Source organism: Micrococcus sp. 63XJN7_6_ISO-PGPR-S23-444 (genome assembly GCF_058072765.1).
The window spans coordinates 2,413,849-2,426,149 of record NZ_CM176516.1; the positions used below are offsets into that span (position 1 = coordinate 2,413,849).

Consider the following 12,301-nt stretch of genomic DNA (forward strand, 5'->3'; position numbering starts at 1 on the left):
TCTGGCCGCGACGGCCACGCCACGTATCATCGGATTCCGACCCCGTCGTCAGGAGAAGAGCCCGTGCCCCAGCCCATCGCCGTCGGCGCCGTCCTGGGCGGCCGCTATCGCATCACCCAGCACGTGGTGACGTCCGCGGACCAGGACATGGTGTTCCTGGGCACGGACCAGGTGCTCAACCGCCGCGTCACCGTGCTCGTGGCCTCCCGTGAGAACGCCACACAGGTGGCCTCGTCCGCGCGGGAGCTGGCCACGGGCGAGCGCACCGACGACGTGCAGGTGCTCGACCTGGGCCTGTCCGAGGGCCGCACGTACCTGATCGCCGGCGGGGACCCCGACCCGGACGTCCTGCTGGGTCTGGCGTACCCGCAGGAGCTGCACGTGGAGCCGTTCCAGACGGACAGCCTCGGCTCCGAGCTGTTCGGCGAGTCGCGGACCCAGGACCCCCACGCCTACGACGACGACGAGGCGTACTACACCGACCTCGACCGGCGGCTCCGCGCGGACGAGGACGAGGCCCAGCGTCGTCCCGGGTTCCTGAACCGCCTCTCCGAGCGCCTCGCCGAGCGGGTCCGACCCTCCGACGGCACCGCGGCGAAGGCGGCCGCCGGGGCGTCGGCCCTGGCCGCGGCGGACGCCGCCACCCGGAAGCAGCAGGAGGAGCGCGAGCGGGCGGAGCGGGAGGCTGCCGAGCGCGCCGAGCGGGAACGCAAGGAGGCCGCCGAGCGCGCAGAACGCGAACGTCGGGAGGCGGAGGAGCGTGCCGAGGAGGAGCGCCGCGCCGAGGCCGAGCGCGCCCGTCGCCAGGCGGAGCAGGAGGCTGAGGAGCGGGCCGCGCGCGAGCGGGAGGCCGAGCAGGCCCGGCTGGCCGCGGAGCGGGAGGAGGCCGAGCGCCGCGAGCTCGAGCGCCGGGCCGAGGCCCGCCGTCGTGCCGAGGAGGAGCGCGCCCGGGAGGCCGAGCGGCGCGAGGCTGAGAAGCGCGCGGCCCAGGAACGCGAGGCCGCGGAGCGCGAAGCTGAGAAGCGCGAGGCCCAGGCGGGCACCGCCGCACTCCCGGCTGTCGCGGCGGGGGCCGCCGCCGCGCAGACGACCGACGCCGATGCCGACGGGGCTACGCCACCCACCGAGCCCGTCGAGCCCGTGGCGGCCGAGAAGACCGACGCGCCGGAGCCGGTCGCCCCGGACACCGAGGCGATCCCGGTGCGGCGCCAGCGCCCCGTCCCCCGCCGAGCGATCGTGGCCGAGTCCGCGCCCACCGTCCGTGAGGAGTCGCGCGGCACGGCCGCTCCGGTGGCTGCCGCGGCCGGGGCCGCAACGGCGGCGGGTGCCGCGGCTGCCGGTTCGACGGCCGCCGCCGCGGCTCCGAATGCTGAAGCTGCCCCGGCCACCACCGGGGGCGACGACGGCGCCACGGTGGCCGACCCGGGCGACGGCAACGGCCGCACGCGCGGCGGCGGTCCGCTGGCCCTGCTCCTCGTGCTCGGCCTGCTGGCCGCACTCGTCGTGGGCGGGGTGCTGCTGGCCCAGAACCTGCGCGGCGGGCCGGCCCCGCAGGCCGCGTCGTCCGAGTCTGAGTCTGCGTCGTCCGAGTCCGCATCGGACACCCCGTCGCCGTCGGAGAGCACCAGCCCCTCCCCCACCCCGTCCAGCGAGAGCGCCGCGGCCGCCCCGCAGCCCGTCCAGGCCCTGCGCTCGGTGCCGGACCTGCCGGAGCACGAGGCCGAGCACGACGCGGACCTGAGCAACCTCATCGACGGCGACCCCACCACCGTGTGGCGCACCTTCGCCTACGCACGGCCGAACTTCGGCGGCTATGTGGAGAGCATGAACCTCGTGGTCCAGCTCGAGGAGCGCACCGAGGTGAACGAGGTGACCCTGCAGAGCACGGGGGCCACCGGTGGCGCCTGGTTCGCCTACATCGCCGACTCCCCCGAGGGCGCGAACGCCAAGGAGATCGGCAACGGCACCTTCGACCAGGACACCGTCTCCATCCCCGTGCCGTTCGAGGGCACCGAGGCCGAGGCCGAGTACGTGATCGTCAGCCTCACCTCGCTGCCCCAGCTGGAGGGCACGACGTCGGACCTCCCGTTCGGCCTGCGCCTCGGCGAGATCGCCGTCCGCTGACCCCGCGCCCGGGCGACGGCGCGCCGGACCTTCCGGCCGCCGTCGCCGGACGTCGTCGCACCGCGGCCCCGGCACCGCGGAATACCCGCCCGTGGCTCCGCCGTTGTCCTGGAGGAGCGTCCACCACCCCGATCCACTGGAGGAACCCGTGGCCCCCACCGCCCAGGACCAGAGCGTCCACAACGTCGTGATCGTCGGATCCGGCCCCGCCGGATACACCGCGGCGATCTACACCGCCCGCGCCGACCTCTCCCCCGTCCTCGTGGCCGGGGCGGTGACCGCGGGCGGCGAGCTGATGAACACCACCGAGGTGGAGAACTTCCCGGGCTTCCCGGAGGGTGTGCAGGGGCCCGAGCTGATGGCGAACCTCGAGGCCCAGGCCCGCCGGTTCAACACGGAGGTGGTCTACGACGACGTCGTGCAGGCCGACCTGACGTCGAACCCCAAGGTGCTCACGCTCGGCGACGGCACCCAGCTGCGCACCCACGCGGTCATCCTCACGACCGGCTCCGCCTACCGGAAGCTCGGCGTTCCCGGCGAGGAGCGCCTCTCCGGCCACGGCGTCAGCTGGTGCGCCACGTGCGACGGCTTCTTCTTCCGCGAGCAGGAGATCGCGGTCGTGGGCGGCGGCGACTCCGCCATGGAGGAGGCCCTGTTCCTCACGAAGTTCGCGTCCAAGGTGACCGTGCTGGTCCGCAAGGACGAGCTGCGCGCCTCCAAGGTGATGGCCCACCGGGCCATGGAGAACGAGAAGATCGAGTTCCGCTGGAACACCGAGGTCACGGAGGTGACGGGTGACGACAAGGTCAACACCCTCCGCCTGCGGGACACCCGCACCGGCGAGGCGTCCACGCTGGACGTGACCGGCCTGTTCGTGGCCATCGGCCAGGACCCGCGCACGGACCTGGTGCAGGGCCAGGTGGAGCTCACGGAGCACGGCACGATCCGCATCGACCATCCGTCCTCGCGGACCTCCCAGCCGGGCGTCTTCGCCGCCGGCGACGTCACGGACCACACCTACCGCCAGGCCATCACCGCCGCCGGCTCGGGCTGCGTGGCCGCCCAGGACGTGGAGCACTACCTCGCGACCGTGGCCGACGTGGAGGAGGCCGCGCCGGCCGGCCCGGAGTCGGACGCGGTTCCGGCATGAGCCACTGACTCATCACCCCTGACCGAGCGTCATGAGTCATGTCGATAACACCCCTGTCCACCCCCGTCAGACACAGAACAACCCCCAGGAGGCTGCCATGAGCACCATCACCGTCACCGACGCCGACTTCGACCAGAAGGTCCTCCAGTCCGAGCTGCCCGTCCTCGTGGACTTCTGGGCCGAGTGGTGCGGCCCGTGCCGCATGCTCGGGCCCGTCCTGGAGGACATGGCCGTGGAGCACGAGGGCAAGGCCGTGATCGCCAAGCTCAACGTGGACGAGAACCCGGCCATCGCCGCGCGCTACGGCGTCACCTCCATCCCGCTCGTCGTGGGCTTCCAGAACGGCGAGAAGGTCGTCGAGTCCGTGGGCGCCAAGCCCAAGGCCGCGCTGGAGAAGGAGTTCTCGGCCCTGCTCGGCTGAGCCCCTCCCCCACTCACCACGACGGCCCCGCCACCCGAGAGGGTGGCGGGGCCGTCGCGCGTCGATCTTCAGGACAAGCGGCGGGTGCCCGTGGACGCCGTCCGCGGGAGGTCCGGATCAGGACTTCTTGCCCTTCCCCTTGCCGTCCTCGCCGTCCTGAATGAGGTCCATGATGCGGTTCAGGTCCTCCACGGTGGTGAAGTCGATGGCGATGCGGCCCTTGCGCGCGCCGAGGGTGATCTTTACGGCGGTGTCCAGGCGGCTGGTGAGCGCGGTGGCGTAGTGGTCCAGGCGCTCGTGGCGGGCGTCGTCCGTGCTGCGCCGCGGCGTGCGGCCCGGCCGGAGCCCGCCCTGCAGTTGCGCGACAGCCTCCTCCGTGGCCCGGACGGACAAGCCCTCCGACTGGATCCGCTGCGCCAGACGCTCCATGTCCGACGGGTCCGTGAGACCGAGCAGCGCACGCGCATGGCCGGCCGAGAGCGTGCCGGCGGCCACGCGACGCTGCACGAGGGGCGGCAGCTTGAGCAGCCGCAGCGTGTTGGAGATCTGCGGACGGGAGCGGCCGATGCGCTGGGAGAGCTCCTCCTGCGTGCAGGCGAAGTCCTCCATGAGCTGCTGGTAGGCGGCGGCCTCTTCGAGCGGGTTCAGCTGGGAGCGGTGCAGGTTCTCCAGCAGGGCGTCCCGCAGGAGGTCCTGGTCCGGGGTCTGGCGGACGATCGCCGGGATGGTGTCCAGACCCGCCTTCTGGGTGGCGCGCCACCGGCGCTCGCCCATGATCAGCTCGTAGGGGGTGGGGCCGTCCACCTCGCGCACGACGATCGGCTGCAGGATGCCGACCTCGCGGATCGAGGTGACCAGTTCCGCCATGTGGTCCTCGTCGAACACCTCACGCGGCTGCCGCGGGTTGGGGTGGATGTCCCCCACCGGGATCTCCCGCAGGACCGCGATGTCCGCGGACACGGTCCCCTCGGTCGCGACGGGGTCCGCGGTCGAGTCCGCCGGTTCCTTCCTCGACGACGTCGCGGAGGTGGCACGCTTGCTGGGCGCCTTCACCGTCGGCATGGCCGGACGCCCCTTGGTCGGCCGCGCCGCGGGTGCATCCTCGGAGTCTGCGGAGAAGAACACGTCGACGGGACGCTGCGCGGGTCGCGAGGCACGCTTCGACGAGGTGGGCCCTGCCTTCGTGGCGGACGTGGCGTTCCGGCCAGTCGCAGCCGTTGATTTCCCGGCCTGTGTCGTTCGGCCCGCGGTCTTCCGCTGCGAGGCCGACGGGGCGGGCTCGTTGGACTCCCCTGGCGTCTCGGTCGTCGCGGTGCTCCGCGTCGATGTCGTGGTTGCCTCCGCTGCCGCGGCAGCCTTCGGGCCGCTCTTCACCGGCACCGCAGAGTCCCTCGGGGAGGAGGCCTCGGCGTTCTCTTCCGGGGCTTCTACAGTGCTCTGGATCAGGGCGCCGAGGCCTCGCCCCAGGCCTCCTCGACGGCTCGTCTTCAACGGGTCCTCCTGCAGTGAGTGGGTCTGCGATCAGTGTAGGTGAGCGGCCTGGTCTCGATGGTCCCGGGCGGCGGGAAGACACTTCTCAAGGAGCTCTGGCCCTGACCGCCGGGGGGCGCGCGAGGGCCTGACACGTGCAAGGGGCGCGGCGAGGTTCGGGCCTCGGTTCTGGGGTGAGACGTCCGCATTGGGCTCGGATGGCAGGATGCGGGCGCGCGGACAGCACCTGCCGCGAGCGTGAGTGTTTCACGTGGAACACTCCGAGTGGGGGCGCTTCGGAAGGGTGCCGCTGCAATCCTCAAGACCTCCTCATGTTCCCTCTCGAGGTTCACTCGTTTCACATGAAACGCGAGCCCGCGACGACGAGCGGGCGGTATCAGAATCACGGTTGTTCAGTTTGTTTTTCATGTATTCCCGGGCCGATCAGCCCTCCGTGCGGACGGTACTCAGATCGCTGGCTACCCGCATGATGATGTGCTTCATCGGACGCGCAATGGCGGACCAGCAGCGAAGCACTCGTCCGACTTCCCCTCGGTGTGATGTGAACACTCGAATCGCCGAACGGATGAGCTCGGCCTGCTCGTCGCTTCGCCGTCAGTGCTTCCTCACACCCGCGCAGCTCACGAATTGAACGCTGCTTCACCATCCGCGTTTCACGTGAAACACGGACGAGTCTGTCATCCAAGTACGACATGAGTTCGGGTGGGCCACGTGCTCGCTCACCCGCAAGTCAGTGCCACATTCCTGCGCCATTCTCAGTCAGCTCGCTCCCGGCACGGATCGTGTGCTCCCTGGATCGCCTGGGATTGTGACCTCGCGGCACGGCGCTTTCACCCGAAGCTCGTTTCACGTGAAACGTATCGTTCGAAGAATCGACCGTGCGCTCATCCATGGAAGCTCGCCCACCAGCGGGTCGCACCCCGAGGCCGGCGTGCGCAGGGTCCTCTATATCTTGAGAGGTTCAGACTTGCCGCGTCGCTGATGGTACTGGCTCGATCTAGTGAGCCCCGATCACCGGTCGTTCAGTTTCACGTGAAACGGCTGGGAGGGAACGCCGGGTCGCGGGTCGCATGTCGGGGCAGCGAGCATCCACTTCCGCCGTTGACAGTACTGCTCGATGTGGTCGCCGATGTCACGGGCGGCAGTACAGTGACGCGGCCGGCGCTCCACCCCACCCACTGACTCCATCCGTCCTGTCAGCTGAGGCCGCCCATCAAAGTTTCAGGACCGCCTCGTGGGGAAACTGGGTCTTCAATGCCTCCATCCGCGTACAGCTGCGGTCAGGGATCGACGCTAGGTGAGCGCGGAACCACCGTGTTTCACGTGAAACCCCCGGCGACCGGCCGATTACTCGACGCCCTGGTTCCCACGTCGCTGCAAGACAGAACCACACGGCCCGCCCCATCCCGCACGGAGCCGCCGCGGGCTTCCCGGGGGGCCTCCACCGCAGTCACCATTCACACGCCGTCCCCGTGCCCAGTCGTCAGACGCGACAGGAGACTGAGCAGGGCTCATCAGCACCGCAGAGGCATCTACGGCCGCACACCCTAGACGTACACTGTCCACAGATGTTGTCCACATATCAACATCGACGTTCGCTGGTGACCACGTCAAGACGCTTGTTGGCCAGCTCAACCACTTGTCTCTGTATACACTGGGGGCACACGACCGCGCTTCCTCACTGGAGGCTCTCTTTCTCCGCACACAGGAATGCACAGCCGAACTGAGCTTCAGGCGCCCCCAATCGGCCCCTCCAACTCAGACGAATCACAGGAGACCACCTCGCCGCTCACGTGCCCTCTCGGACACGCTGACTGACAGACCGGCCGCGCACCCCCGCGACGGCACTCTGACTCGAGCTCCGCTCTGGCCCCCGATTCCCTGCACGTCACCGACGGCGAGGAGGTCTGACGTGGGGGGAGGGGGCACCCAGCCACGGCACCCGGCCTGCTCGACGGCTGCATTCTCGGGGCTGCCACGAGCCCGCCTGAGGGGCAGGGACGGGCCATGCCCTGCACGTCCGCACCAGCCGGCCAGGACGTTCCCTACGAACCGCGCAGCTCCCGAGGCGCACCTCAACGCACGGTGCACCGCCGGCCGGCCATCACAGCCGCGGTCCCGCTCCAGGGCAAAACCGTCCTCCCCGTGACTTCGTGCGTCGCCGCCCCTGCTACCCCCACGCCCGGCGACAGATGCGCCCCGCCCACGACGGAGCGGCAGAGGGCTCGGCCCAGGGGAGGAGAGGGCGGCATGTCTGTCGGAAGCGGTCGACCACGGGCACCCCTCCCCATCGTCCCGCCGCGGCGGCACCACGCGCGCACCCTCAGAGAGGGCCGTTTCACGTGAAACACGGCCGTCCGCCATGCCCAGCGATTCCGCTTGTCTTTTCACCCCTCATCCCCCGGGCCGCACTCACTCACGACGAAGCCCGCCGGGGGATCGCTCCCTCCGGCGGGCTCCGTCGTCGTCGGCAGCGCCATCCGGCGACCGCAGCAGCGGGTCGCCTGCGCGTCAGCCCTTCACGGCCGGGGCACCGCGGCTGGCGATCTCTGCAGCCGCCTCCCGGTACGCCACGGCGCCGGCCGAGGCCGGGTCGTAGGTCAGCACCGTCTGCTGATAGCTGGGGGCCTCGGAGATGCGGACGTTGCGGGGGATCGCGGTGTTCAGCAGCTGCTCCGGGAAGTGCGTCCGGACCTCCTCCGCCACCTGCACGGCGAGGTTGGTCCGCGCGTCGAACATCGTCAGCAGGATGGTGCTCACCTGGAGGCGCGGATTCAGGTGCTTCTGGATCATCTGCACGTTCTTGAGCAGCTGGGAGAGGCCCTCGAGGGCGTAGTACTCGGCCTGGATCGGGATGAGCACCTCCTCGGCCGCCACGAACGCGTTGACCGTCAGCAGGCCCAGGGACGGCGGGCAGTCGATGAACACGTAGTCCAGCCGCTCCTGGCCGTCCTCCTCGCGCCAGGCGGTGTACGCCTCGAGCGCTCGAGACAGTCGCTGTTCGCGGGCCACCAGCGAGACCAGCTCGATCTCGGCACCGGCCAGGTCGATCGTCGCGGGCACCACCTGCAGGCCGTCCACGTCCGGGGCGTCCTGCACGACGTCCTGGATCTCCATCTCGCCCAGGAGCACGTCGTACACGGAGGCCACGTCTCCGGTGTGGGGGATGTTCAGCGCGGTGGACGCATTGCCCTGCGGGTCGATGTCGACCACCATCACCCGCATGCCCGCGCGGGCGAGGGCCGCGGCGAGGTTGACCGTCGTCGTCGTCTTGCCGACGCCGCCCTTCTGGTTGGACGTCGTGAACACGCGGGTGCGGTCGGGGCGCGTCAGACGGCGCCGCTGGAGCCGCGCGGGCTCCTCGGCGTCGGCGCCGCCCTTCTCGGCGGTCCGGCCGGTCCACTTCTGGCGCAGGGCCCTCCAGGCCCCACCCCGGCTCTCCTGCTCCTGCGCCATGCGGCTCTACCTCCTGGGTCGCGGGTGTGCGGATCTGCTGCCGCCCGGCCCGTCCCGTCCCGGTGGGGGAGGGGTCAGCGGGGACGCGCGCTGACGCGCACGACGGTGGTGGTCTCGGGCAGCAGGCCCTCGCCCACCGTGAGGATCTCGGGCTCGGCACCACCATACTTGCGCAGGACCTTGCGGGCGGCGGCGATCTCGTCGGCCGCGGAGCGGCCCTTGATGGCCAGCAGCTCCCCGGCGCCCTGCAGCATCGGCATGGTCAGCGGCACGAGGGTCTTCAGCGCGGACACGGCGCGGGCGGTCACGACGTCGACGTCGAGGTTCCCGGAGACCTGCTCGGCGCGGCCGCGGATCACGTCCACGTTCTCCAGGCCGAGGTCGGCGACCACCATGTCCAGCCACTCCACGCGCCGCTCGAGCGGCTCGATGAGCAGGAACTGGCAGTCGGGGCGCGCGAGCGCGAGGCACAGGCCGGGCAGGCCCGCACCGGAGCCGACGTCGGCCACGAGCGCACCCTGCGGGAGGAGCTCCTCGACCACGGCGCAGTTCAGGACGTGGCGCTCCCAGAGACGGGGCGCCTCGCGCGGACCGATCAGGCCCCACTCGATGCCGGTGTCCGCCAGGTGGGCCACGTACGCCTCGGCCCGGGGGAGGGCCTCGCCGAACAGCTCGACGGCGGCCGGCCGCAGCGCATCGGTCAGCGGCGGTGCCGGCTGTCCCACGGGTGCGGGACGGTCGCCCCGGTCCCGCGGATCCAGCCCGGGGCGCCGCTCGTAGGCCGAGCCCCGCTCAGTCATCGGCGGAGATGACCACGTGCCGGCGGGCGCCCTCGCCCTCCGACTCGGAGGTCAGGCCGGCGTCCGCGACGACGTCGTGGACGATCTTGCGCTCGTACGCGCCCATGGGCTCGAGGTGCACGGGACCCTCGCCGGCGCGGACGCGCTCGACGGCCGCCTGGGCGGCGGTGCGCAGGGCGACGTTGCGGCGCTCCCGGTGCCCGCAGACGTCCAGGATCAGCCGGGAGCGGTGCCCCGTGGCGGCGAGCACGGCCAGCCGGACGAGCTCCTGCAGGGCCTCCAGGGTGCGGCCGTCGGGACCGACGAGGCCGTCCAGGCGCTCGTCGTGGTCCTCGGAGACGACGGACACGTACGTGCGCCCGTCGCGGACCTCGATGTCGATGTCCCCGTCCAGGTCCGCGATGTCGAGCAGCTCCTCGACGTAGTCCGCGGCGACGTCGCCCTCCTCCTCGAGGCGGCGCACCGCCTCCGAGACGGCGGCATCGTCCTGCTCCGCGACGCGGGAGCCCTGGCCCGCGGGGGTCTCGACGACGGCGTCCTCGGCCTCGGGGGCCGGGGTCACGTTCTCGGCGGACATGCTCACTTCCTCCTGCGGTTCTTGCGCTGGGGCTGGACGCGCTGACCCGACTGGCGGACGACCTCACCGTTCAGCACGGCACCGCCGCGGCCCGCCTGGGTGTGCGCGGACGAGGGCGTGGCCTCGGCGTTCGACACCTTCTGGCCCACGGGGGGCAGGCCCTTGGCGGCGCGGCGCTCGTTGAGCTCCTTCTCGGCGAGGGAGCCCGGGGTCGGGTTGTTGCGGATGATCCACCACTGCTGGCCGACGGCCCAGAAGTTGGAGTAGGTCCAGTACAGGAGCACGCCGATGGGGAAGTTGATGCCGCCGATGCCGAAGATCAGGGGCATGGCGTAGAGCATGATCTGCTGCGTCTGCATCATCGGGCCGGAGAGGGCCTGCTGCGTCATGTTCTTCGTCATGAGCATCTTCTGCATGAAGAACATCGAGCCCGACATCAGCAGGATCAGCACGATCGCCGTGACGATCACGGGCGTGCTGCCCGGCGCGCCGAGCGAGTTCATGAAGGTGTCCGACATGCGGGCGCCGAAGATCGTGGAGCCCTCGAAGGAGCGGATCTGGTCCGCGGACAGGGCGTCCATGGCTTCGCCGCGCTCGGCCGCGCCGCGGGCGCCGATCAGCACCTGGTACAGCGCGAAGAAGAACGGCATCTGGATCAGCAGCGGCAGGCAGGCGGCGAACGGGTTCGCCTTGTGCTCCTTCATGAGCGCCTGCTGCTCCATGGCCATGGCCTGGCGGGAGAGCTGGTCCTTCTTGCCCTTGTACTTGGCCTGCAGCTTCTGCAGCTCGGGCTGGATGGCCTGCATGGCGCGCTGCGCCTTGATCTGCTTGACGAACAGCGGGATCAGCAGGGTGCGGATGAGCACCACCAGCAGGAGGATGGACAGGGCCCACGTCCAGCCGGAGTCCGCGGGCAGGCCCGCAAACTCCAGGATGCTGTGGAACGCCCCGAGCAGCCAGGACATCAGCCAGCGGAACGGGGAGAGGATGGCTTCGAACATGGGGGTCAATCCTCCTGCGGGAGATCAGGTGGGATGGGAGGGTGGTTCAGGGCGAGGATGCGCGGCTGCCGGCCCGGCGGCCAGCGTCGGTGCCCGGGCGGGACCGGGTCCACGCCGCCGTCGTTCCAGGGATGGCACCGGCCGATGCGCCGCGCGGCGAGCCACGACCCCTTCACCGCGCCGTGCACGTGCACGGCCTCCAGCCCGTAGGCGGAGCAGCTGGGGAAGAACCGGCACACGGGTCCGTACAGCGGGGAGACCACGGCCCGATAGACCGTGAGCAGGCCCGCCAGCAGGGCGGACGGCAGCGCGCGCAGCGGCCCCCACTCACGGGAGGGCTCGAGCACGACGAAGGGCGAGGGCGTGACGGTCATCTACGCGTGCTCCGAGGCGGCGGGCAGGTGCGGCTTCAGGGCCTTGCCGAGCGCGCCGACGGTCTCGCGGCGCAGCAGCGCGTAGTCCGCCTCGGCGGCGGCCGGCAGCGCGCGGACCTGCACCAGAACCGGCAGGTCGCGCAGCGGGGGCAGGCGCATCTGATCCGCGACGACGGCGCGCAGCCGCCGCTTCACCCGGTTGCGGGTCACCGCGTTCCCCACGGCCTTGGACACGACGAACCCGGCCCGCGGCCGAGGGGCGCTCGGCGACGTGGACCGGGTCTGATCGGGGTCCGTGGCGACGCTCACCACGACGGTGCGCCGACCCGCGCGGGTGCCGGTGCGACCGAGGTGACGGAACTCCGCGGGCGTGCGGACGCGACGGTCACGGGGCAGCACGGGGCGCGCCGTCCCTGGACCGAGGTCCTCAGGCGGACAGCTCGGCGCGGTTCTTGCCGCGGCGAGCGGACAGGATGGCGCGGCCGGCGCGGGTGCGCATGCGGGCACGGAAGCCGTGCTTGCGGGCACGACGGCGGTTGTTGGGCTGGAACGTGCGCTTGGTCACTGTGATCTCTCCACGACGTGTTGTGTGCCTTCGACCGTCGACCTGAGCAGGTGGACCAGGGGGAAGGACCGGTGAGGCTCTGACATGAAATCCCCGGCGGGCACGATCAACCGACACCCGGGGGACCAGACAACTCTAGTGGCCGGGGTACGCAGGGGTCAAACGGGTGCGCGCGGATCCCGGACGCCCGTGGGCGCCCGGGGCGGTCGTCCACAGGATGATAGGGGTTGTCCACCGTCTGTGCACAACCCTGTGGACAACCGTTAGACTCCGAGCACCGTCGTCCGTCTCGCGCAGCCGCCCCCGTCCTCGGGGACGTCTGCCCCAGGAAAGGAAGCCTCC

The 12,301-nt window shown here is 71.2% G+C and carries 11 protein-coding genes; 3 read left to right on the plus strand and 8 right to left on the minus strand.

Going from position 1 to position 12,301, the window contains the following annotated elements; all coding sequences use genetic code 11:
* The first annotated feature begins 63 nt into the window (after nt 1-63).
* The 3 genes from AC3RJ9_RS11140 to trxA all read left to right on the plus strand — a co-directional run bounded on the left by AC3RJ9_RS11140 (nt 64) and on the right by trxA (nt 3,695).
* Nucleotides 64-2,124: a hypothetical protein gene (locus AC3RJ9_RS11140; protein WP_044659948.1), complete on the plus strand. Its 2,061-nt coding sequence runs from the start codon at nt 64-66 to the stop codon at nt 2,122-2,124.
* Between the two features lie 148 nt (nt 2,125-2,272).
* A complete protein-coding gene (gene trxB / locus AC3RJ9_RS11145) occupies nt 2,273-3,274 on the plus strand; it encodes a thioredoxin-disulfide reductase (protein ID WP_036337321.1) in 1,002 nt (333 codons plus the stop codon).
* Nucleotides 3,275-3,305: 31 nt separating this feature from the next.
* Nucleotides 3,306-3,695 carry a thioredoxin gene (gene trxA, locus AC3RJ9_RS11150; RefSeq protein ID WP_002857810.1) on the plus strand — a complete coding sequence of 130 codons (390 nt, stop codon included), beginning with the start codon at nt 3,306-3,308 and terminating at the stop codon, nt 3,693-3,695.
* 117 nt (nt 3,696-3,812) lie between these two features.
* On the opposite strand, the gene AC3RJ9_RS11155 is transcribed toward trxA, so the two are convergent.
* The 8 genes from AC3RJ9_RS11155 to rpmH form a co-directional block, all read right to left on the minus strand.
* A complete protein-coding gene (locus AC3RJ9_RS11155) occupies nt 3,813-5,186 on the minus strand; it encodes a ParB/RepB/Spo0J family partition protein (protein WP_081097781.1) in 1,374 nt (457 codons plus the stop codon).
* Nucleotides 5,187-7,697: 2,511 nt separating this feature from the next.
* Nucleotides 7,698-8,642 carry a ParA family protein gene (locus AC3RJ9_RS11160; protein ID WP_036384450.1) on the minus strand — a complete coding sequence of 315 codons (945 nt, stop codon included), beginning with the start codon at nt 8,640-8,642 and terminating at the stop codon, nt 7,698-7,700.
* Nucleotides 8,643-8,716: 74 nt separating this feature from the next.
* The gene (gene rsmG / locus AC3RJ9_RS11165; protein ID WP_095353493.1) at nt 8,717-9,442 is read right to left on the minus strand and encodes a 16S rRNA (guanine(527)-N(7))-methyltransferase RsmG; all 726 of its coding nucleotides are present in this window, start codon (nt 9,440-9,442) and stop codon (nt 8,717-8,719) included.
* The gene (locus tag AC3RJ9_RS11170; RefSeq protein ID WP_049145024.1) at nt 9,435-10,019 is read right to left on the minus strand and encodes a Jag family protein; all 585 of its coding nucleotides are present in this window, start codon (nt 10,017-10,019) and stop codon (nt 9,435-9,437) included. Before AC3RJ9_RS11170 ends, rsmG begins: the two co-directional genes overlap by 8 nt.
* Nucleotides 10,020-10,021: 2 nt before the next feature.
* Nucleotides 10,022-11,020 carry a membrane protein insertase YidC gene (gene yidC, locus AC3RJ9_RS11175; RefSeq protein ID WP_049145020.1) on the minus strand — a complete coding sequence of 333 codons (999 nt, stop codon included), beginning with the start codon at nt 11,018-11,020 and terminating at the stop codon, nt 10,022-10,024.
* 5 nt (nt 11,021-11,025) lie between these two features.
* Nucleotides 11,026-11,394: a membrane protein insertion efficiency factor YidD gene (gene yidD / locus AC3RJ9_RS11180; RefSeq protein WP_002856440.1), complete on the minus strand. Its 369-nt coding sequence runs from the start codon at nt 11,392-11,394 to the stop codon at nt 11,026-11,028.
* The gene (gene rnpA, locus AC3RJ9_RS11185) at nt 11,395-11,793 is read right to left on the minus strand and encodes a ribonuclease P protein component (RefSeq protein ID WP_002856442.1); all 399 of its coding nucleotides are present in this window, start codon (nt 11,791-11,793) and stop codon (nt 11,395-11,397) included.
* Between the two features lie 28 nt (nt 11,794-11,821).
* Entirely contained in the window at nt 11,822-11,959 is a 138-nt protein-coding gene (rpmH, locus tag AC3RJ9_RS11190) for a 50S ribosomal protein L34 (RefSeq protein ID WP_002856443.1), read from the minus strand.
* Nucleotides 11,960-12,301 lie beyond the last annotated feature (342 nt).

What these genes read in the sequence shown, in the direction of transcription:
- trxA (WP_002857810.1), top strand. Translation starts at nt 3,306, where the DNA reads ATGAGTCATGTCGATAACACCCCTGTCCACCCCCGTCAGACACAGAAC.
- AC3RJ9_RS11160 (WP_036384450.1), bottom strand. Translation starts at nt 8,642, where the DNA reads ATGGCGCAGGAGCAGGAGAGCCGGGGTGGGGCCTGGAGGGCCCTGCGC.
- rsmG (WP_095353493.1), bottom strand. Translation starts at nt 9,442, where the DNA reads ATGACTGAGCGGGGCTCGGCCTACGAGCGGCGCCCCGGGCTGGATCCG.
- AC3RJ9_RS11170 (WP_049145024.1), bottom strand. Translation starts at nt 10,019, where the DNA reads ATGTCCGCCGAGAACGTGACCCCGGCCCCCGAGGCCGAGGACGCCGTC.
- yidC (WP_049145020.1), bottom strand. Translation starts at nt 11,020, where the DNA reads ATGTTCGAAGCCATCCTCTCCCCGTTCCGCTGGCTGATGTCCTGGCTG.
- yidD (WP_002856440.1), bottom strand. Translation starts at nt 11,394, where the DNA reads ATGACCGTCACGCCCTCGCCCTTCGTCGTGCTCGAGCCCTCCCGTGAG.